Genomic DNA, 20,157 nt, shown 5'->3' with positions numbered 1-20,157 from the left:
ATTAGGCTTGGTAGTAGCTACCGTTATTGGCTGCTAATGTGCGCATCGCATCTGTGACTTGATACAGACCGCCCAAGTGAGCATATTTGTCTGCTAAGGCCACAAAATTTGCGACACCCATGGTATCCAAGTAACGGAACACGCCGCCTCTGAATGGTGGGAAACCTAAGCCATAAACTAGGCCCATATCCGCTTCGGCAGGCGATGCGACAATGCCTTCTTCTAAACAGCGCACGGTTTCGATGATCATAGGGATCATAGTACGGGCAATAATGTCATCGGCTTCAAAAGCTTTTAACTCGCCAAAGGCATCTTTCAACAGGCTGTAGCTGGTTGGATCGATATCTTTCTTCGGTTTGCCACGGCTATCGACTGAATAGACATAGAAACCTTTGCCATTTTTCTGGCCAAGACGTTTGTTCTCAAACATCACATCAATCGCGTCAGTACCAGATTTACCCATGCGATCAGGGAAACCATCAGCCATAACGGCTTGGGCGTGATGACCTGTGTCCAAACCGACAACGTCGAGCAGGTAAGCGGGACCCATTGGCCAACCGAATTGTTTTTCCATCACTTTGTCGATTGCGGCAAAGTCGCCACCTTCTGCAAGTAAGCCGTTAAAGCCGGCAAAGTAAGGGAAGAGTACGCGGTTTACGAAGAAGCCAGGGCAATCATTAACCACGATTGGGGTTTTGCCCATTTTGCTGGCATAAGCCACAACAGAGGCGATGGTTTCTTCAGAGCTGTGCTCGCCACGGATAACTTCGACCAACGGCATTTTGTGCACTGGATTGAAGAAATGCATCCCGCAGAAACGTTCAGGTTTCTTCATGCTCTTAGCGAGCAAGTTGATTGAAATTGTTGAAGTGTTTGACGCGATAATTGCATCTTCACTTACATAGCCTTCAACTTCGGCTAAAACCTGTGCTTTGATTTTTGGATGTTCAACAACGGCTTCAACGACAACATCACTGTGTTTAATCGCGGCATAATCTAATGAAGGCGTGATATTGTTCAGCACTTTGGCCATTTTTTCTGGCGTTGAACGGCCACGGGCGACTTGGGCAGACAGCAGTTTGGCGGCTTCATTGAGGCCTAAATCTAAGGCAGGCTGAGCGATGTCTTTCATCACAATTGGTGTGCCTTTGCTGGCGCTTTGGTAAGCGATGCCGCCGCCCATAATGCCTGCGCCTAATACGGCCGCGTTGTTGACTTCTTTCGCTAACTTGCCGGCTTTCTTCGCTTTACCTTTAACAAATTGATTATTAAGGAAAATACCGATAAGTGCCTTAGCAACGTCGGTTTTAGCCAGCTTGATAAAGGCTTGATGTTCGATTTGTAATGCTTCAGCACGACCTTTAGTCGATGCTTGCTCAATTACGCTTACAGCAGCCATTGGTGCAGGGTAGTGTTTACCCGCAACCGCAAACACCATGCCTTTGGCTGTGGTGAATGACATCATAGCTTCAAGTTTTGGCAGTGTTAGCGCAGACAGTTTACGGTTACGACGTGCTTGCCAATCCAGCTTTTCAGCAACAGCATCTTTGAGCATTTGAATCGCAGCAGCTTCTAACGCTTGTGGTGCAACCACGGCATCAACAGCGCCGACTTTCAGTGCATCTTCAGCGCGTTGGTCCTTACCGGTCGTGATCCACTCAAGTGCGTTATCTGCACCAATCACACGTGGCAGACGAACTGTGCCGCCAAAACCTGGGATGATGCCGAGTTTAGTTTCGGGTAAACCGATTTTGGCTGTGGTGTCTGCGATACGGAAATCGGTTGCCAGAATGGTTTCACAGCCGCCACCTAAGGCAAAGCCTTTGATTGCTGATGCGGTTGGGAAAGGCAAGTCTTCGAGTTTGTTGAAGACTGCGTTGGCTTGTTCAACCCAAGAGAGCAATACGACGTCATCTTGTGCGAACAGGCCTAAAAATTCGGTAATGTCGGCGCCCACAATAAAGGTATCTTTACTTGAGGTCAGCACTAACGCTTTGATATTGGAATCTTGCTTGATGCTGTCTAATGCCGCATCGAGCGAGGCGAGGGTTTCTCTGTCGAATTTGTTCACCGAACCGGGTGCGTTAAAGCACAGCTTGGCAATATTATCCTCGAGTAACTCAACCTGAATTGTAGGACTTTGGTAGATCATTGCTTGCTTCCTTTTGGCTTAAAAGTGATACCCACCATTATGTGTTGGTGCTAGTACGACTTTCTATCTCACAGCAGCTTCGGCCATCATTTGACCAGTTGTGTGCCAGTGTGCTTCGAAATTCGATAAATTACAACACCCAATTTAAACGACTGTTTAATTTCTTGTCGGCTAGAGTGATTTTTCACCTTTGTGATACACTGCACAGAGTGTAGAACACCTAGAATGCGTTAAATCACTTTGCGGATAAATAGGTCTTTGTGGCTGTTTACCTTAGACGTTTAAACGTTGCAGCCATGCTAGGGTTGAACATAACTCTTAAAGATAATCATGACGTTATCGCTTTAATGTTCTTTGTTCAGCGGCCATGTATTTTAGATTGAGTGACAGTTTAGTGTTTTGATTGAATCTGTTGTTCATGATCAGATTAAGAATATGTGAGCAAATTCGGCTCATATTATTAACTTTTATTCATTGCAGGAGATGACAAATGGATCAGTTGGCTCATCACTATCGTGCCCATATTGCCGAGTTAAACCGTCGAGTCGCAGAGATTTTGTCTCGAGAAGCCTTGTCTGGTTTAGTGATTCATTCGGGTCAGCCGCATCGGATGTTTTTGGATGATATCAATTATCCCTTTAAGGCAAACCCGCACTTCAAGGCATGGTTGCCTGTGTTGGATAATCCGAATTGTTGGTTAGTGGTCAACGGCCGTGATAAGCCGCAGCTGATTTTTTATCGTCCTGTGGATTTTTGGCACAAAGTGTCTGATGTGCCTGATATGTTTTGGACTGAGTATTTCGATATTAAGCTGCTGACCAAGGCTGATAAGGTCGCTGAGTTTTTACCGACAGATATCGCCAATTGGGCCTATTTAGGTGAGCATTTAGATGTGGCCGAAGTGCTGGGTTTTACCAGTCGTAATCCCGATGCTGTGATGAGTTATCTGCATTACCACAGAACCACTAAAACCGAATATGAGTTGGAATGTATGCGCCGCGCTAATCAAATTGCGGTGCAGGGACATTTGGCGGCTAAAAATGCCTTTTATAATGGTGCGAGCGAGTTCGAAATCCAGCAGCACTATTTATCTGCCGTAGGCCAGAGCGAGAATGAAGTGCCCTATGGCAATATCATCGCCCTTAACCAAAATGCGGCGATTTTGCATTACACCGCACTTGAACACCAAAGCCCTGCGAAACGTTTGTCATTTCTTATCGATGCCGGCGCGAGTTACTTTGGCTATGCCTCTGATATCACCAGAACCTACGCATTCGAGAAGAATCGTTTCGATGAATTGATCACTGCGATGAACAAGGCACAGCTAGAGCTTATCGACATGATGCGTCCGGGCGTGCGTTATCCCGATTTACACTTGGCCACCCACGCTAAAGTCGCACAAATGCTATTGGATTTTGATTTAGCCACAGGTGATACCCAAGGTTTGGTCGATCAAGGCATAACCAGTGCTTTCTTTCCCCATGGCTTAGGTCACATGTTAGGCCTACAAGTGCATGATGTTGGCGGCTTCTCCCACGATGAACGCGGAACTCATATTGCGGCGCCAGAGGCTCATCCATTCCTACGTTGCACCCGCATTTTAGCGCCAAACCAAGTGCTGACTATGGAGCCTGGGTTATACATTATCGATACTCTGCTCAATGAGCTTAAACAAGATAGTCGTGGCCAACAGATCAATTGGCAAACGGTGGATGAGTTAAGGCCTTTTGGCGGTATTCGTATCGAAGATAACGTCATAGTGCATCAAGATAGAAATGAGAACATGACCCGTGAACTCGGCTTGGCTGATTGATATAGGGTAAAGATTAGGGCGGATGTGTGCTCGAAAGTTATAGTGTTCCCTGTGAAGATATCGTGATTGAAGAAGAGATAAAGCATAGCCGCTTTATCTCTTTTCTGTTTCATTGCGATAGCTTTGATAAATTTAAGTTAGTACTCACTGACATAAAGCGTGATTATCCCGGCGCCAGCCATTATTGCTCAGCTTTTGTGGCGGGCGCACCGGATGATAGCGTCTTGATTGGTTCGAGTGATGACGGTGAACCCGCCGGCAGTGCTGGTCGCCCCATGTTAGCTGTGTTGCAAGGGGCAAATATCGGCGAAGTGGGTGCTGTTGTGGTGCGTTATTATGGCGGCACTAAACTGGGTGTCGGTGGACTCGTTCGGGCTTATACGTCGGGCTTACGGCAAGGTTTGGTTCAATTACCGACGCGACTTAAACAGTTACGTTATCCCGCCAAGTTGCATTGTGATTATGCGCAGCTACGCGATGTGGAGCATCTATTACAACAAATGGATGCCGTGATTATCGATAAGCAATTTGCCGCAGCGGTCGATATTGTGTTTGAGATAGGCCGGCAGCAACAGGCATGGCTGTGTGAGTCGCTGGCGACGCTCAGTCAGGGAAGTTTGAGGCCTGAGTTTGAGCTGTGATGCCTGCGTAAATTATGCCAAAATAGCCCTAATGCTGAAAATACCTTTGCAGCCAATGGAATGATTGAACTCGCTTAATGCAATATAAAACCATAATAAGAATCATAGGCCTGCTGATTGGTTTATTTTCAATCACTATGCTGCCACCAGCACTGATCGCTGTTTGGTATAACGATGGCGGCGGCACGGCGTTTATGCAGGCATTTTTTGTCAGCCTATTTATTGGTTTCTGGCTCTGGTATCCCAATCGCCACTGTAAAGAAGAATTGCGTACCCGAGAGGGTTTCCTGATTGTGGTCCTATTCTGGACCGTGCTGGGTTCTATCGGTGCCTTACCGTTTATCTTCTCGAGCCAACCCGACCTCAGTTGGACTGATAGTTTCTTCGAATCTTTTTCTGCGTTAACCACCACCGGAGCCACTGTCATTGTCGGGCTCGATTTCCTACCTAAGGCCATTTTGTTTTACCGACATATGCTGCAATGGCTCGGCGGTATGGGGATTATTGTGCTAGCAGTGGCGATTTTACCTGTACTTGGCGTCGGGGGAATGCAGCTCTATCGCGCTGAAATTCCGGGCCCCGTCAAAGACAGTAAGATGACCCCGCGGATAGCCGAAACTGCTAAGGCACTGTGGTATATCTATTTATTGCTAACCATTTCCTGTGCGACCGCCTATTGGCTGGCGGGCATGAGTGTGTTCGATGCGGTTTGTCATTCATTTTCTACTATCGCTATTGGCGGTTTTTCGACCCACGATGCCAGCATGGGGTATTTCGATAGCTCAGTGATTAACCTTATTTGCGTGTTCTTTTTAATCGTTTCAGCAGTGAACTTTAGCGTGCATTTTGCGGCATTTTCGCGCCGAGGGATTAACGTTAAAGTCTATTTTAAAGATGCCGAATTTAAGATGCTGGTGGCGATTCAACTCATTCTCACCGCGATTTGTTTCCTCACGCTTTATCATTCGGGCATTTATGATTCGCCGGAAGAAACCTTAGATCATGCCTTATTTCAGGCGGTTTCCGTGGCCACTACCGCAGGGTTTGGTACTGAAAGCTTCCACATGTGGCCGCTGTTTTTACCTATTCTATTGATATTTTCAAGCTTTATCGGTGGCTGTGGCGGATCGACTGCGGGTGGGATTAAGGTGATTCGGGTCATTTTGCTGCTGTTACAGGGCTCGCGCGAATTAAAGCGACTGGTTCATCCTAAGGCGATGTTCTCTATCCGTATTGGTTCTAAAGCCTTGCCTGATCGCGTTGTTGATGCCGTGTGGGGGTTCTTCTCTGCCTATGCGCTGGTGTTTGTGATCTGTATGCTTGCACTCATGGCGATGGGATTAGATGATATTACCGCCTTTAGTGCTACCGCAGCTTGCTTAAACAACCTAGGTCCAGGCTTAGGTGCAGTAGCCAGTAACTACGCCAGTATTGGCGATGGCGCCAAATGGGTATTGGTCGTGGCTATGCTGTTTGGTCGCCTCGAAGTATTTACCTTACTGATTTTGTTTACGCCAACTTTTTGGAAGAATTGATCATGCAGACGTTAATAATTTATTCGACAATTGATGGCCAAACATTGGCAATTTGCCAAAAAATGAAGACGATTGCTGAGCAAGCGGGAGAGCAGGTTTCGCTGGTCACATTAGCGCAAGCAGAAGCGCTGAGCTTGGCGGATTTCGATAAAGTGCTGATTGGCGCCAGTATTCGTTATGGTAAACATAGACCTGAACTTTACCAGTTTGTGAACCGCCACCATGCAGTGCTCGATACTAAGATTAATGGCTTTTTTACCGTCAATGTCGTGGCGCGCAAACCCTTAAAGAATACGCCTGAAACCAATCCTTATATGCAAAAGTTCCTGCAATTATCACTATGGCAGCCACAGTTGCTTGAAGTGTTTGCGGGCAAGATTGATTATCCTAAATACGGTTTGTTCGATCGCACTATGATACGTTTCATTATGTGGATGACTAAAGGACCAACCGATATCAGTGGCACCTTTGAGTTTACCGATTGGGAAAAAGTCGAGGCCTTCGCTAACCGCTTTAGCCAATCTTAAAAAATCATTAAGCCCTAATCACTTGCAAGTGATTAGGGCTTAAATTTAAGCTAGCTTTACCGCCGTTACACTGCGCAGTAGCGGCTATGCAGAATAGAAATCACTTGGGTGACTTGCTCGTTCTTGAGCTTGTAGTAAACAATCTGCGAGCTCTTACGGGTATCCACCAGATCTTCTGCGCGTAATACGGCTAAATGCTGGGATAGTGCCGATTGGCTTAATGGCACAGTGGCATTGAGTTCAGTTACGCTCAACTCTTTGTCTAGTAATAGGCATAAAATCATTAGGCGATAAGGGTTCGCTATGGCCTTAAGCCATTTAGCCGCACTTTCCGCATTAGTTACCATTGCAGCTACATCTATGTCATTTTGCATAAGGTCACTCACTTCATCGCTTTTGATTAGATAATTCTAATTGAACACCTGTGTTTACGCAATCATACTGCTCAGCCATGCAGATCTCAATTTTTGCATCTCAGAATATGAGATACGGCTGATTTGTGATCCTATCAGAGGTTTATTTAACCTAATCTTGCCACAATAGTGACATTAACTCAGTTGATCGGTAATTCCCTATGACACGCGTTCTCGTACTTTATTTTACCCGTGGTGGCCACACGGCCAAGATTGCCAATGCAATTGCCGACCAATTAACTTTTCGTGGCGCTAAGGTCGATCTCGTTGATATCAATAGCGCTGCCGCAACTTGTATTAATTGGCCCGATTATGATGTCGTCGCCTTAGGTGCCTGTGTTCTTTATGGCACTTATGATAAGAGTGTGTTCCAGTTTATCGAGCAGCATGCAGAGGCTCTGGGGGCATTGCCAAACAGTTTCTTCTGCGTCAACGTGGTGGCGAGAAATCCAGAAAAACGTATTCCTGAGAATAATAAATATCTGCAAAAGTTCATCGCCTTATCGCCGTGGACGCCAGCCGATCTTAAAATTATTGCGGGGAAAGTGGATTATCCTTCATGGCCTTGGTACGACAGGTGGATGATCCAGTTGATTATGAAGATGACCAAAGGCCCAACCGATCCTAAGTCGGTTATCGATTACACCGACTGGGCAGATGTGAAGGTCTATGCCGATCATCTGTCGGAATTGGCTGACGTTACCGCTATTTAGGACGAGCCAGGCTTAATAAAAAAGGCGCTTTACAAGTTAAGCGCCTTTCTAGTATCCAAGCTCTACTGCATTAATACTTCCAAAAACTCGGGTGGAATAACACTGCTACGGTCAGAATCTCTAAACGGCCGAGGAGCATACCGAGTGACAAGGCCCATTTCGCTACGTCGGGCAGAGTTGAAAAGTTACCCGCAGGGCCAATAATTGGGCCTAAACCTGGGCCTACGTTGGTGACCGCCGTGATAGCGCCAGTAAAACTGGTCATAGGGTCGAGCCCCGTGAGCACTAAAATTACCGACAAGCCAACAATCACCATCACAAACAACAGCACGAAAGTGATCAGCGAGCGCACGATATCTTCACTGATGATGCGATTGTTGTAGCGTTCCCTAAAGATTCCGTTTGGATGACATTGCTGTTTCAATTGCTCGCGCATAATGGCGCCAGCGATTTGAAAGCGGAAGATTTTAATCCCGCCCGAGGTTGAGCCAGAGCAGCTACCGACAAACATTAAAAACAGGAAAGCGATGTTGGCAAAGGCGCCCCAAGCACCGTAATCCGTTAAGCCATAACCTGTGGTGGTCACCACAGAAACCACGTTAAAGCTGGATAAACGCAGCGCATCGAGGAGTTCAATGTCGCGGGTTTGCCACAGCCAAAAGCCAATAAAACAGGACACAAAGGTCAGGAAAAATAAGAAGCCTTTGACCTGAGCATCGTTCCAAATCCGCAGATCCTTTTGCTGTATGGTTTGTACAAACATGAGTAGTGGCAAACCACCTGCAGCCATAAAGAACACGCCAACCCAGTGGGCCGAGTTAGAAAACGCGGCCATAGAGCTATCGGAGGTGGAATAACCGCCGGTTGATAGGGTGGTCATAGCATGATTGACTGCTTGAAACCACGTCATCCCTGCCAGATGATAGGCAACGCAACAAGCAGTTGTTAGCAAAATATAAATAAAGAATAAGTACTTAGCCATACTTTGGGTACGTGGTACGGCTTTATCGCTCCAATCCGAAGATTCAGTGCGGAACAGCCGCATACCACCAACGTTTAAGAAGGGCAGAATGGCCACCGCCATCACGATAAAGCCAATTCCGCCTAGCCACTGCAATAAAGAGCGCCAGATTAAGATACTGTGATCCATGGTATCCAACCCCGAGAGCACGGTAGAACCTGTGGTCGTGATGCCGGACATAGTTTCAAAGAAGGCGTCGGTATAACCAATCCCGTGATACAAGGTAAAGGGCATGGCTGCAAACAAGCTAACGATCAACCACGTCAAGCTGGTCAGCAGGAACATATCGCGGATATTAAGGTTAATGGCTTTGCTCTGGCCATTGTGTAAACACAAGCTGGCACTAATACCTGTCACTAACGCCGACAGCATGAAAGAGCCTACTGTTTCCTCGGCATTGAATACGGCGAGGAGCAGTGGGATCAACATGAAGGCTGTCAGCATGGACAAAAACAGCCCTAAAATAAACAATAGTGGTCTAAAGTTCAGCATAAGTTGGCTTACTTAGGTTTTAGAAGAAGAAAGCACTTGGTTGGAAAAGCTTCTCGACTTCGCCGACAAACTTTTTATTCACTAGGAATAAGATTACGTGATCCCCTTGCTCTATCACGGTTTTGTCGTGTGCCATCAATACTTCATCGTTGCGGACAATAGCACCAATGGTGGTTCCCGGTGGCAACTTAATATCACCAATGGCTTTGCCAACGACTTTAGACGTGCTGGCATCTCCATGGGCAATGGCTTCAATTGCCTCGGCGGCGCCGCGACGTAGGGAGTAAACGTTACAGATATCACCTTGGCGGATATGGGTTAACAGTGCCGAAATGGTGGCTTGTTGGGGTGAGATAGCAATATCGATGTTAGCTTCTTGGACGATATCGACATAGGCTTCGCGCTGGATCAGCACCATGACCTTTTTCGCGCCCATACGTTTTGCCAGTAATGCCGACATAATGTTGGCTTCGTCGTCATTGGTCACCGCAATAAATACGTCGGTTTGATCTATGTGTTCTTCGAGCAGTAATTCTTGATCTGAAGCGTCACCGCAGAACACGGTAGTATTTTCCAGTTGCTCCGATAGGGCTTCAGCGCGCTCATACTTATGCTCAATCAGTTTAACTGAGTGGGTACGCTCGAGGCGTTTGGCTAAACCTAAGCCTATGTTACCGCCACCGGCGATCATAATGTTGCGGTAGGAGTTATCGAGCTTCTGCATTTCGCTCATCACAGCGCGAATGTGGCGACTGTCGGCGACGAAGAAGACTTCATCATCGGCTTCGATAATCGTGGTACCGCGAGGCATGATAGGGCGGCCTTGGCGGAAAATTGCCGCAACCCGGGTATCAATATTTGGCATGTGTTCGCGCAGTGCCGCTAACGCATTACCTACCAGTGGACCACCATAATAGGCGCGAACGGCCACTAGGCTTAGCCGTCCTTCGGCAAATTCGAGTACTTGCAGTGCACCGGGATATTCAACGAGTCGTTGGATGTAAGCGGTCACTAACTGTTCAGGGGCGATTAATTCATCGATCACGAAGCCGCCACGGGGGCGGCCATCGCTATTTTTGGTTTCACTGTCGATAAAGAGTTTATCGCGCATCGCCAGATAAGGTTCTGAGCGAATACGGGCAATTTTTGTTGGTGTGCCGAAGAGGGTGTAAGCAATCTGGCAGGCGGCCATGTTGCATTCATCGCTATTGGTTACCGCGATCAGCATGTCGGCATCTTCTGCGCCTGCTTCTCTGAGTACGTCTGGATGGGCTGCATGGCCCGCCACAACGCGAAGGTCATATTTATCTTGCAGGGCGCGTAGTCGGGATTTGTCACTATCTACAATAGTGATGTCATTATTCTCACCGACCAAGTTCTCGGCCAAGGTTCCCCCGACTTGACCCGCACCTAATATGATAATTTTCATGGCCTTGCTTACTTCCTAATCGGTCGCTTTTAATAAACGGGCGTAATAGAACCCATCCATATTGTCTTGTCCTGGCGTGATTTGCCAACCTATATCCTGTGGCGAAATTTGCTGGGCAAGTGTGTCTAGCTTAGCATCTACCGTTCTATCTAAAAACGCACTGATCTGGTCGCGGTTTTCCTGCGGTAAAATCGAGCAAGTAGCATAAAGAAGTGTGCCACCGGGTTTTAGCCACTTCCAGCAATGATCGAGAATTTGCTGTTGTAGTTCAGCCAACTCTTCAATGTCATGGTTTTTTCGCAACCATTTAATATCGGGATGGCGGCGGATCACTCCTGTGGCTGAGCATGGCGCGTCCAGTAAGATACGATCAAATTGTTCGCCTTGCCACCATGAGTCTATGTTGGCCGCATCACCATGGATAAGCTCCGCTTTTAATGATAAGCGGTCAAGGTTCTGTTGCACACGCTCAAGGCGTTTGGCATCAAAATCAACAGCGACTAATTTGATACTCGGCTCAAGTTCGAGTAAGTGACAACTTTTGCCACCGGGTGCCGCGCAGGCATCGAGTATTAATTCATTCGCTTGCGGGGCTAGTAAGGTAGCCGCCCATTGTGCCGCGCCATCTTGCACTGATGCTGCACCTTCATGAAAGCGTGGCAGTGTGGCGACATCCTTTGGATGCGCTAAAAGAATGGCATCTGCACTGCTGCCTTCGCTCGCTTCAATGTCGATTTCGGCTAGGGCTGCGAGGTATTCGGCACGGCTCTGGGATAAGCGATTGTTACGCAGCCACATGGGCGGGCGTTCATGGTTTTGTTGAATGATGTCTTGCCACTGCTCGGGATAGGCTTCTTTTAAGCGCTTAATTAACCAAGCGGGTGTGTTATAGCTTAAGGTATCTGATCCAGTACTTAGCGGCGATAGCTGGCGCTGAATATTGCGCAGTACACCATTAACCACTTTGACCATGCCTTCAAATTTTAATTGGCGACAGGCTTCGGCGGTTTCTGAAATTGCGGCGTGGCTTGGAATACGAGTGAAGTACAGTTGATAGCAACCTACGATCAGGAGCTGGTGGATAATCCTTTGCTTACCTTTGAGTGGTTTCGCTAGGCATTCACTGATGCGTTTTTCTATTTGCGGCAGAGTGCGCATCACGCCATAGCAGATCTCGGCAAGTAGGGCTTTATCTTTGCCGCTGGCAAGATGTTTTTGTTGATCAGGCAATGCCACTGACAGTGACACGCCTTTTTCTAATACTTCGAAGATGGCTTTCGCAGCTAGCGCGCGCAAGTTCATGATTATTGTGCCTCGTTTGCGAGGCGAGTATTCGGGCTAAACCATTCACCTCGAGCATTGAGAATATCGGCAACATTGAGTGGCTTTTTCCCCGGAAGCTGCATACTCAGCAGGGTTAACACACCATCAGCGGTGGCGACGTCTATGCCTTTTTTGCTGGCGCTGATAATAGTACCTGGAGCGGCTGTGCTGGTGATTTCGCTGACTTGAGTTTGCCACACTTTTATAGTGTTACCTTGGTGCTCAAAGTAACTCACAGGCCAAGGATTGAAGGCGCGGACTTCTTGCCAGAGTTGTTTGGCAGATTTATTCCAATCGAGTCTGGCTTCTTCTTTACTGAGTTTTTCTGCGTAGTTCGCTAAGGCTTCATCTTGTTTTTCAGCGGCTAAGGTGCCGTTTGCTAAACCCTCGAGGGCTTGCAATAGGGCAACGGGACCTTGTTCTGCCAGTTTCTCGTAAAGGCTGGCTGACGTGTCGTTATCTTCGATCGGCAGATAGGTTTTAAGCAGCATGTCACCAGTATCTAAACCCACATCCATCTGCATAACGGTTACGCCAGTTTCTTTGTCGCCGGCCCAAAGTGCGCGTTGGATCGGTGCGGCACCGCGCCAGCGTGGCAAAATAGAACCATGAACGTTAATACAACCTAAACGCGGTGTATCTAACACAACTTTTGGCAAGATCAGACCGTAAGCGACGACCACCATGATATCGGCGTTGAGTGCGGCAAGTTCTTGTTGCGCGGGTTCTTTACGTAATGAGCCGGGTTGAAACACTGGAATACTATTGGCGATAGCGAGTTCTTTTACTGGGCTGGCGGTCAGTTTCTTGCCGCGGCCAGCGGGTCTATCGGGCTGAGTGTAAACGCCAATCACATTGTGGTGTGAGTTTAAAAGTGCTTGTAAGTGGCGAGCGGCAAAATCCGGTGTTCCGGCAAAGATGATGTTGAGTGGTTTCAAATCTGATCCTATGCTTCTTTGGCGTCCAATCGGGCCGCTTTTTCAAGTTTTTGTTTGATCCGCTGACGTTTTAGCGGCGACAAATAATCGACAAACAATTTGCCTTTGAGGTGATCCATTTCGTGTTGAATACAAATGGCAAATAGCTCATCGGCCTCAACTATAAATTCGTTACCGTGCCTGTCTAAGGCTTTTACCGTGACAAATTCGGCGCGATCGACTTTGGTGTAAATCCCCGGAACCGACAGGCAACCTTCTTCATTACAGAAGTCACCGCTGCTGGTGATAATTTCGGGATTGATAAACACTTTAGGTCGTTCGACTTCATCCTGTAAGTCCATGACAATAAGTTGTTTATGGTAATCCACTTGGGTCGCGGCCAGACCGATACCTTTTTCTTGGTACATGGTTTCGAACATATCATCAATTTGAGTCTGCAGCTCGGCATTAAACTCTGTGATGGGTGTGGCTTGTGTTCGTAATCTTTCGTCAGGGAATTGTAATACTTTTAATAGTGTCATACATAAACTCTTAACAAGTCTGTCAAATCTCTGCCAGTTAGTTATACTGACTGATGCTAATGAGTTAATTTTAATCTTTAGTGCCTACCAATAACAGTAAAAGCTCAAACTAAGAGTTAAACAACATGGAAATACCCATGAAACGGTTAATTTTACTCGCGTTAATGACATTCAATTGCACGTTTGTTGCCGCAGATACCCTGACGCTTAAGGCGGGGCATCCTGAGTCATATGTAGTGAAAAAGGGCGATACTCTTTGGGATATCTCCGCCGCGTTTCTGAATGACCCATGGAAATGGCCGAGTCTTTGGGATGTAAACCCACAAATTGCTAATCCCCACCTTATTTACCCTGGCGATCAACTCACTCTGGTATTTATTGATGGTCAGCCCCGCCTTGTGCGTAATGGTGCTACTGTTGATAGTGCTAAACCCCATGTAAGAAAGAGTCCCGAGGGACGTGTCATTGCTAAGAGTAATGCTATTCCAGCCGTTGATTTAGCCTTGATTGAACAATATTTAGTGCAGAATCGGGTCGTCGAGACTCACTGGCTTACTGAGCAACCTATGGTGCTGGCAGGTGAAAGTCCATCGCGTCACCATATTGTGGGTGATGTGATTTATATTGATGCTGAACTGCCAATAAACCAAAAATATGGTATTTACGAACGCGGTCGCGAGTTTTTCAATAAAGAGTCAGGCGAAGCGTTAGGACAAGAAGCCATTTTGTCGTCTACTGGGCAAGTGATTGAGTCTGGTAAGGTTTCAAAAATTAAGTTGCTAACGAGCTTTCGTGAAACCAAAGCAGGCTTCAGAGTATTGCCGATGGAAAGTGATTCCTTGATGTCAGCTTATTTCACCCCAAAGCCTGCAGAGTTAAAGACACCAGCTGTTGTGCTTGCTATCGAATCGAAGATGCGTGAAGCGGGTAAGTTGGATGTGGTGTACTTAGATAAAGGCACCCAAGATGGGGTTGAGCCCGGAGTTGTGTTCTCTATTTACCGTGATGGTGAAGTCATCGTCATCAACAATGATGGTATGCCAGTGCCTGCCACTGAGCGCACCGCCTACGATAACCTGATGGCATCTGTCTCATCGGATCGTGCTATTCAAATGCCGGATATCTATCATGGCAAATTGTTAGTTTTCAAAGTATTCGATAAAGCGAGCTTAGGTTTGATTGTTTCCACCGAGCGTCCTGTGCGTGTCGACGATAAGTTAATTGCCCCAGAGTCTTTAGCCTTAAGAGGTCAGTAATATCTGAACATTTGGTCGATTGGTTAGTTGTTTGTGCTGTATCTGGGCTAGGACCCGCTCGGATCCAACAATTATTAACGCACATGGAAGTGGACGACCTCAGGCAAAGGTTAGAGCACGAGCGAGAAGCGCTACCTTTATCTGACCATCTGCTCCATAGCCTCGCTATTGATTATCAAAAAGTCGATATCGCCCTCGAATGGCAGCAGCAAGCCGCTGACCATCATCTCGTTAGTTTCTCCGATCCGCTTTATCCTCCGTTATTAAAACAACTCTCAGATCCGCCCGTCATCCTGTTCGTTAAAGGTTGTTTGGAGGCGTTAGTCCTGCCTTATCTTGCAATTGTCGGCAGCCGTAATGCTTCACCAGGCGGATTGCAGGTCGCTTATCAGCTGGCTGCTGAGATGTCCTCAATGGGATTTGGTATCTGCAGCGGTATGGCGATGGGGATTGATGGCGCTGCCCATAAAGCCTGTGTTGAACATCAAGGGCGAACCGTTGCTGTGCTTGGGACTGGCATTGAGACTGTTTATCCACGAAAACATCGGCAGCTTTATCATGATATTCAGCAGCAAGGCTGTATACTTAGCGAGTTTTGGCCAGATGTCGGTCCCTTTGCGGGGAATTTCCCGAAACGAAATCGGATTATTAGCGGTCTTTCTTTAGGGACACTTGTGGTTGAAGCCTGCCGTAAAAGCGGTTCTTTAATCACAGCGAGATTGGCGATGGAGCAAGGGCGTGAGGTGTTTGCCGTTCCGGGCTCAATCTTGGGCGGTTACCATCAAGGCTGCCATGATTTATTACGTGATGGGGCAAAACTTGTGGAAACAGCCGCCGATATAGTGGAGGAGTTGGCAAGTTTAACCGCTTACCACCTTGAAGAATTGAAGTTATGCCACCATATACAGCAAGGCGAGATTTGTAATTTGCCATTTTCGTCTCTGTTAGCTAGTGTAGGTTATGAAACTACATCTATTGATGCAGTCGTTGAACATAGTGGGAAAACGATAGATCTGGTGTTAGAACAAATGCTTGAACTTGAGTTGCAAGGTTGGGTAATAGCAGTACCCGGTGGTTACGTCAGAGTAAAGAGGAGCTAGCCATGTTTGATATCCTCATGTATCTATTTGAAAACTATGTTCACAGTGAAGTTGAACTACTAGTTGATGAAGACGAGTTAACCAAGGAACTCACTCGTGCCGGATTTCATCAATCCGAGATTTTAAAAGCGTTAACTTGGTTAGAGCGCTTAGCTGAATTACAAGAAGGGGATAAACCTTATCTTTGTAATCACGATCAGCATTCGTTTCGTATCTATACAAAGGACGAAATGGACAAGCTGGATGTGGAATCCCGCGGTTTCTTGCTGTTTTTAGAGCAAGTTAAAGTGCTGAATGTCGAAACCCGTGAAATGGTGATCGATAGAGTCATGGAGTTGGATGAGCCAACCCTGATTTTAGAAGATCTGAAATGGGTTATCTTAATGGTGTTGTTTAACGCTCCTGGTCATGAGTCCGCTTATGAGCAAATGGAAGATTTAATCTTCGAACAGCCAGAAGGCCGACTACATTCTTAATCGTTGTGAAAGATGAATTATGAAAGAAAGGAGGCTAAGACCTCCTTTTTTGATGCCATAAATTCCTTGATGGCACTGCGCTTGATATCCTAATGCGCTACGACAGGTGGTGAATGATTATGTCTAAGATTGATGAACAATTATTTAGTGCCCACGAACACGCACTGGAAAAAGAATACGAACTTTGCCCTGAATGTGGCAGCGAGTTATCGGTCAAACACAGTAAGCACGGCGGTTTTATTGGCTGTAATAATTACCCTAGCTGTAATTACACTCGCCCATTAGTGCAGCACGAATCCATTGAAACTCAAGTGATTGAAGGTTCTGTCTGCCCTGAATGCGGCCACGAGTTGGCGGTCAAGTCTGGGCGATTTGGGATCTTTATCGGTTGTACTCAATATCCTAGCTGCACGCATATTGAAAAACAGGACCAAGCGAGCGACAAGCCTGATATCCCTTGCCCAGAATGCAAAACGGGTAAACTTGAGCACAGAACGAGCCGCTTCGGAAAAAGTTTTTATGCCTGCAGCGCTTACCCTAAGTGCAAATTTATTGTGAATTATCCACCGGTTGCTGAAGCTTGCCCGAGTTGTGGTTTTGGGATCTTAGTCGAGCGTAAAGGTGCGGCTGGGATGCGTTTAGAATGCCCGCAAAAAAGCTGTAAATACAAAAGACCACTTTAGTTTATTGTGTGACCTGCATCTTAATATTTGGCCGATGAAAGTGGCTTGCGTATAATCCTCGGCTGACCGCTGATGGGGCGGTCAGTATTCGAATTTATCCAATAATTTGATTGTTGAAATCGACAATACTTAAAAGGTGATCCTAAGATGTTGCAGCTGCACCCATCTGACATAAAACATATTGTGCTTAACGGTGGTGTTATCGCTTATCCAACCGAGGCGGTTTATGGCCTAGGTTGCGACCCAGATAACGACACTGCTATCCAAAAGTTATTGGCGGTAAAACAGCGCCCATGGCAGAAAGGACTGATCTTAGTCGCCAGTGATTTTCAGCAGCTTTTAGCTTATGTTGATGAATCGCAATTAACGGCTGAGCAGCTCGAATTTGCATTTTCCAAGTGGCCAGGGCCTTTTACCTTTGTCATGCCAATCAAAGCGCATGTTTCAAAATACCTCTGTGGCGAATTTGACTCTATCGCAGTGCGAGTGTCGGCCCACGCTGGGGTACAAGCCCTGTGCCGCGCGCTTAATAAACCTTTAGTGTCGACCAGCGCTAACCTTGCAGGTGAAGATCCCGCATTAACTGCCGCTGAAATCCTCGCTGATTTTTCCGGTAAAATCGATGCACTCGTATTAGGCGAACTCGGCGAACAACGTCAACCCTCGACCATCATCGATGCGCGTAGCGGCAAAATTTTACGAAATGGACAATGAGCAAACCAATAATAAGGATAATAAGATGAGTGTGCCTGATGCTGCAGTGGTAAAAGCGTTTTTACTCGATTTACAAAACCGAATTTGTGCCGGTTTAGCAAAGTTAGATGGTCAAGCGACCTTTGCTGCCGACTCATGGACCCGCGCCGAAGGCGGTGGTGGCACGAGCCGAGTATTAACCCAAGGTGCAGTATTCGAGCAAGCTGGAGTTAACTTTTCCCATGTGACTGGCGCCGCTATGCCGGCGTCGGCAACGGCGCATCGCCCAGAACTGGCGGGTCGCAGTTTTGAAGCTATGGGTGTGTCTTTAGTGATCCATCCTAACAATCCGTATATACCGACGACTCACGCCAATGTGCGCTTCTTTATCGCGCAAAAAGAGGGTGCTGATCCTGTGTGGTGGTTTGGCGGTGGTTTTGACTTAACACCTTATTATCCATTTGAAGAAGATGTGCGCGAGTGGCATCAAACGTCTAAGGATATTTGTGCGCCTTTCGGGGATGAGGTTTATCCCAAGTATAAGAAATGGTGCGATGAGTATTTCTTCCTGCCGCATCGTAATGAAACCCGCGGTGTGGGCGGACTGTTTTTCGATGACTTGAATCAAGCAGGATTCGAGCAAAGCTTTAGCTTTATGCAAGCCGTGGGCAATGGCTTCTTAACGGCCTATGTGCCGATTGTTGAGCGTCGTAAGGATACTGAGTTCGGTGAGCGTGAGCGTCAGTTCCAACTCTATCGCCGTGGTCGTTATGTTGAGTTCAACTTAGTCTATGACAGAGGCACGCTGTTTGGTCTGCAGACAGGTGGTCGTACCGAGTCTATCTTAATGTCGATGCCGCCATTAGTGCGTTGGCAATATGCTTATACGCCAGAGGCGGGAAGCCCAGAGGCAGATTTGTACGATAACTACCTCAAACCACGCGACTGGGTTTAGCCGTTAATCTTAAAAAGTGGATGCGATGTCCACTTTATTGATTACGCATATGATCGGCCAGAGTTGAAATCGCCTCAAAGATGGCGGCTCGATGCTCTGGCTTTTTAATATTCTCTTCAATCGCAAATTTCATACAAAACAGCCATTGATCGCGCATCGCCTCATCGACGGCGAAATGCATGTGTCGTGCTCGCAATGCAGGATGACCATATTTCTGCTGATAGAGCTGCGGCCCGCCGAGCCAACCACTTAAAAATTCAAACAACTTTTGTTCAGACTCCGCAATGGGTGCCCTGTGAATGGCAAGCAGAGTTGTCGTTTCTGCCGAGCTTGCCATCTTTTGATAAAAGCATTTTGCGATAGCACGGATTACCTGTTCGCCGCCGATTAAGTCATAGGCGTTAGATTGACTCGGATCGCGATCATCCTGCGGTGGAGTGTGTTTACTAAAAATCTTTTTAAGCCAGTTCATTGGAATAGTCGTTCACTAAATAGAGTGTATTGAGCCGATGGCGCATTATAGCGTGAAACCCAGCGTGAAATTTAGTTGAGCATAATTCGTCTTGCGTGGGCTCAAAAGCGCGGTAGACTGCAAAGCCATTGAACCTAAAATTTCATATCGCTATGACAGACAGATACGCAGTGTTTGGCAATCCAATTAGCCACAGTAAATCGCCGTTCATCCATGGACAATTTGCCGCGCCTACCCAAGAGTTATTAACCTATGAAGCCATTCTCGCTCCGGTCGATGGTTTTGAAGCCTCACTGACGGCGTTTTTCAATGCGGGTGGCAAGGGCGCTAATGTGACAGTGCCTTTTAAGGAGCAAGCTTTTGCGCTGTGTGACAGCCTCAGCCCAGAGGCCAAGCTTGCTGGCGCGGTAAACACCTTAAGTTTATTGGCCGATGGCACTATTCGCGGTGATAACACCGATGGCTTAGGGCTGGTGGCCGATCTCATCGCTAACTTAGGCAGCTTGCAAGATAAGCGCGTGTTACTTATTGGTGCTGGTGGCGCGGCGCGCGGTTGTGTTCTGCCGTTATTAAATGCAGGGATTGCGCAGCTGACCATCAGCAATCGCACCCACAGGAAGGCGCAGCTTTTGGTCGATATCTTTACTTCTGTAGATAACGGCGCTTTCGCAAATAGAGTCACCGCCGTAGAAATGAATGAGCTTGCGGGCGAGTTCGATATCATTATCAATTCAACCTCGGCGAGTCTTGCGGGCGAGTTGCCACCTTTGCCAGCACATATCATCACCACCCAAACAGTGTGTTATGACATGATGTATGGCGCCTCTGTCACCGCGTTTAACCAATGGGCACTCTCCCAAGGTGCGACGAAAGTCATTGATGGGCTAGGTATGTTAGTCGGACAAGCGGCTAAGAGTTTTACCTTATGGCGAGGTATCGAGCCCGACACTCAAGTGGTATTAAATCTTTTGAGGGATAAACTAATGGCAGAGCCTAAGTAGGAA

At 47.1% G+C, this 20,157-nt stretch carries 20 protein-coding genes; 12 read left to right on the top strand and 8 right to left on the bottom strand.

What is annotated here, in order from left to right:
* Nucleotide 1: 1 nt before the first annotated feature.
* Nucleotides 2-2,152: a fatty acid oxidation complex subunit alpha FadB gene (gene fadB / locus AYJ58_RS02730; protein WP_106648755.1), complete on the bottom strand. Its 2,151-nt coding sequence runs from the start codon at nt 2,150-2,152 to the stop codon at nt 2-4.
* A gap of 490 nt (nt 2,153-2,642) precedes the next feature.
* Between fadB and pepQ the strand changes: the two genes are divergently transcribed.
* The 4 genes from pepQ to hemG (AYJ58_RS02710) all read left to right on the top strand — a co-directional run bounded on the left by pepQ (nt 2,643) and on the right by hemG (AYJ58_RS02710) (nt 6,668).
* Nucleotides 2,643-3,965 (top strand): Xaa-Pro dipeptidase, encoded by a 1,323-nt coding sequence (pepQ, locus tag AYJ58_RS02725; protein WP_106648753.1) that lies wholly within the window; start codon nt 2,643-2,645, stop codon nt 3,963-3,965.
* Nucleotides 3,966-3,991: 26 nt separating this feature from the next.
* Nucleotides 3,992-4,606, top strand: coding sequence for a YigZ family protein (locus AYJ58_RS02720; RefSeq protein WP_106648751.1), 615 nt, complete (start codon nt 3,992-3,994; stop codon nt 4,604-4,606).
* A gap of 77 nt (nt 4,607-4,683) precedes the next feature.
* Nucleotides 4,684-6,141, top strand: a complete 1,458-nt coding sequence (locus AYJ58_RS02715) for a TrkH family potassium uptake protein (protein ID WP_106648749.1) — start codon at nt 4,684-4,686, stop codon at nt 6,139-6,141.
* Nucleotides 6,142-6,143: 2 nt separating this feature from the next.
* Complete coding sequence (gene hemG, locus AYJ58_RS02710) at nt 6,144-6,668, top strand: menaquinone-dependent protoporphyrinogen IX dehydrogenase (RefSeq protein ID WP_106648747.1); 525 nt, start codon at nt 6,144-6,146, stop codon at nt 6,666-6,668.
* Between the two features lie 65 nt (nt 6,669-6,733).
* On the opposite strand, the gene AYJ58_RS02705 is transcribed toward hemG (AYJ58_RS02710), so the two are convergent.
* Nucleotides 6,734-7,042, bottom strand: coding sequence for an ArsR/SmtB family transcription factor (locus tag AYJ58_RS02705; protein WP_006083802.1), 309 nt, complete (start codon nt 7,040-7,042; stop codon nt 6,734-6,736).
* 200 nt (nt 7,043-7,242) lie between these two features.
* On the opposite strand from AYJ58_RS02705, the gene hemG (AYJ58_RS02700) reads away from it, so the two are divergent.
* A complete protein-coding gene (hemG, locus tag AYJ58_RS02700) occupies nt 7,243-7,794 on the top strand; it encodes a menaquinone-dependent protoporphyrinogen IX dehydrogenase (protein WP_106648745.1) in 552 nt (183 codons plus the stop codon).
* A gap of 70 nt (nt 7,795-7,864) precedes the next feature.
* Here hemG (AYJ58_RS02700) and AYJ58_RS02695 read toward each other — a convergent pair whose 3' ends face one another.
* The 5 genes from AYJ58_RS02695 to def are packed head-to-tail and all read right to left on the bottom strand — an operon-like array spanning nt 7,865 to nt 13,518.
* Nucleotides 7,865-9,307, bottom strand: a complete 1,443-nt coding sequence (locus AYJ58_RS02695) for a TrkH family potassium uptake protein (RefSeq protein WP_106648743.1) — start codon at nt 9,305-9,307, stop codon at nt 7,865-7,867.
* Nucleotides 9,308-9,326: 19 nt separating this feature from the next.
* The gene (gene trkA / locus AYJ58_RS02690; RefSeq protein ID WP_106648741.1) at nt 9,327-10,736 is read right to left on the bottom strand and encodes a Trk system potassium transporter TrkA; all 1,410 of its coding nucleotides are present in this window, start codon (nt 10,734-10,736) and stop codon (nt 9,327-9,329) included.
* A gap of 15 nt (nt 10,737-10,751) precedes the next feature.
* The gene (gene rsmB, locus AYJ58_RS02685; RefSeq protein ID WP_106648739.1) at nt 10,752-12,038 is read right to left on the bottom strand and encodes a 16S rRNA (cytosine(967)-C(5))-methyltransferase RsmB; all 1,287 of its coding nucleotides are present in this window, start codon (nt 12,036-12,038) and stop codon (nt 10,752-10,754) included.
* Between the two features lie 2 nt (nt 12,039-12,040).
* On the bottom strand, nt 12,041-12,997 hold the full coding sequence (gene fmt, locus AYJ58_RS02680; protein WP_106648737.1) for a methionyl-tRNA formyltransferase: 957 nt from the start codon (nt 12,995-12,997) through the stop codon (nt 12,041-12,043).
* An 8-nt stretch (nt 12,998-13,005) separates the two neighbouring features.
* A complete protein-coding gene (def, locus tag AYJ58_RS02675; RefSeq protein WP_232790851.1) occupies nt 13,006-13,518 on the bottom strand; it encodes a peptide deformylase in 513 nt (170 codons plus the stop codon).
* 125 nt (nt 13,519-13,643) lie between these two features.
* Between def and AYJ58_RS02670 the strand changes: the two genes are divergently transcribed.
* From AYJ58_RS02670 to hemF, 6 genes are all read left to right on the top strand, one after another.
* A complete protein-coding gene (locus tag AYJ58_RS02670) occupies nt 13,644-14,774 on the top strand; it encodes a LysM peptidoglycan-binding domain-containing protein (protein WP_106648733.1) in 1,131 nt (376 codons plus the stop codon).
* An 83-nt stretch (nt 14,775-14,857) separates the two neighbouring features.
* Complete coding sequence (gene dprA / locus AYJ58_RS02665; RefSeq protein ID WP_198555575.1) at nt 14,858-15,874, top strand: DNA-processing protein DprA; 1,017 nt, start codon at nt 14,858-14,860, stop codon at nt 15,872-15,874.
* Between the two features lie 2 nt (nt 15,875-15,876).
* A complete protein-coding gene (locus AYJ58_RS02660) occupies nt 15,877-16,350 on the top strand; it encodes a DUF494 family protein (protein WP_006083793.1) in 474 nt (157 codons plus the stop codon).
* A gap of 119 nt (nt 16,351-16,469) precedes the next feature.
* Nucleotides 16,470-17,033 carry a DNA topoisomerase family protein gene (locus AYJ58_RS02655; RefSeq protein WP_106651730.1) on the top strand — a complete coding sequence of 188 codons (564 nt, stop codon included), beginning with the start codon at nt 16,470-16,472 and terminating at the stop codon, nt 17,031-17,033.
* Between the two features lie 147 nt (nt 17,034-17,180).
* Complete coding sequence (locus AYJ58_RS02650; protein WP_106648729.1) at nt 17,181-17,747, top strand: L-threonylcarbamoyladenylate synthase; 567 nt, start codon at nt 17,181-17,183, stop codon at nt 17,745-17,747.
* 25 nt (nt 17,748-17,772) lie between these two features.
* Nucleotides 17,773-18,681 (top strand): oxygen-dependent coproporphyrinogen oxidase, encoded by a 909-nt coding sequence (gene hemF, locus AYJ58_RS02645; protein WP_106648727.1) that lies wholly within the window; start codon nt 17,773-17,775, stop codon nt 18,679-18,681.
* A gap of 34 nt (nt 18,682-18,715) precedes the next feature.
* Here the strand turns inward: hemF and AYJ58_RS02640 are convergent, their stop codons facing one another.
* Complete coding sequence (locus tag AYJ58_RS02640; RefSeq protein ID WP_106648725.1) at nt 18,716-19,153, bottom strand: group II truncated hemoglobin; 438 nt, start codon at nt 19,151-19,153, stop codon at nt 18,716-18,718.
* A 152-nt stretch (nt 19,154-19,305) separates the two neighbouring features.
* On the opposite strand from AYJ58_RS02640, the gene aroE reads away from it, so the two are divergent.
* Nucleotides 19,306-20,154 (top strand): shikimate dehydrogenase, encoded by an 849-nt coding sequence (gene aroE, locus AYJ58_RS02635; RefSeq protein ID WP_106648723.1) that lies wholly within the window; start codon nt 19,306-19,308, stop codon nt 20,152-20,154.
* Nucleotides 20,155-20,157: the final 3 nt, after the last annotated feature.

The organism is Shewanella sp. Pdp11, from assembly GCF_002838165.1.
In the GTDB taxonomy this organism is placed as follows: domain Bacteria; phylum Pseudomonadota; class Gammaproteobacteria; order Enterobacterales; family Shewanellaceae; genus Shewanella; species Shewanella hafniensis.
This window is presented reverse-complemented; position numbering and strand designations above follow the sequence as displayed.

Coding starts and splice junctions, on each gene's coding strand:
- AYJ58_RS02715 (WP_106648749.1), top strand. CDS start 4,684: ATGCAATATAAAACCATAATAAGAATCATAGGCCTGCTGATTGGTTTA.
- hemF (WP_106648727.1), top strand. CDS start 17,773: ATGAGTGTGCCTGATGCTGCAGTGGTAAAAGCGTTTTTACTCGATTTA.
- rsmB (WP_106648739.1), bottom strand. CDS start 12,038: ATGAACTTGCGCGCGCTAGCTGCGAAAGCCATCTTCGAAGTATTAGAA.
- trkA (WP_106648741.1), bottom strand. CDS start 10,736: ATGAAAATTATCATATTAGGTGCGGGTCAAGTCGGGGGAACCTTGGCC.
- def (WP_232790851.1), bottom strand. CDS start 13,518: ATGACACTATTAAAAGTATTACAATTCCCTGACGAAAGATTACGAACA.
- hemG (WP_106648745.1), top strand. CDS start 7,243: ATGACACGCGTTCTCGTACTTTATTTTACCCGTGGTGGCCACACGGCC.
- AYJ58_RS02650 (WP_106648729.1), top strand. CDS start 17,181: ATGTTGCAGCTGCACCCATCTGACATAAAACATATTGTGCTTAACGGT.
- AYJ58_RS02660 (WP_006083793.1), top strand. CDS start 15,877: ATGTTTGATATCCTCATGTATCTATTTGAAAACTATGTTCACAGTGAA.
- hemG (WP_106648747.1), top strand. CDS start 6,144: ATGCAGACGTTAATAATTTATTCGACAATTGATGGCCAAACATTGGCA.
- dprA (WP_198555575.1), top strand. CDS start 14,858: ATGGAAGTGGACGACCTCAGGCAAAGGTTAGAGCACGAGCGAGAAGCG.
- AYJ58_RS02655 (WP_106651730.1), top strand. CDS start 16,470: ATGTCTAAGATTGATGAACAATTATTTAGTGCCCACGAACACGCACTG.
- fadB (WP_106648755.1), bottom strand. CDS start 2,152: ATGATCTACCAAAGTCCTACAATTCAGGTTGAGTTACTCGAGGATAAT.
- pepQ (WP_106648753.1), top strand. CDS start 2,643: ATGGATCAGTTGGCTCATCACTATCGTGCCCATATTGCCGAGTTAAAC.
- AYJ58_RS02695 (WP_106648743.1), bottom strand. CDS start 9,307: ATGCTGAACTTTAGACCACTATTGTTTATTTTAGGGCTGTTTTTGTCC.
- AYJ58_RS02705 (WP_006083802.1), bottom strand. CDS start 7,042: ATGCAAAATGACATAGATGTAGCTGCAATGGTAACTAATGCGGAAAGT.
- AYJ58_RS02670 (WP_106648733.1), top strand. CDS start 13,644: ATGGAAATACCCATGAAACGGTTAATTTTACTCGCGTTAATGACATTC.
- aroE (WP_106648723.1), top strand. CDS start 19,306: ATGACAGACAGATACGCAGTGTTTGGCAATCCAATTAGCCACAGTAAA.
- AYJ58_RS02640 (WP_106648725.1), bottom strand. CDS start 19,153: ATGAACTGGCTTAAAAAGATTTTTAGTAAACACACTCCACCGCAGGAT.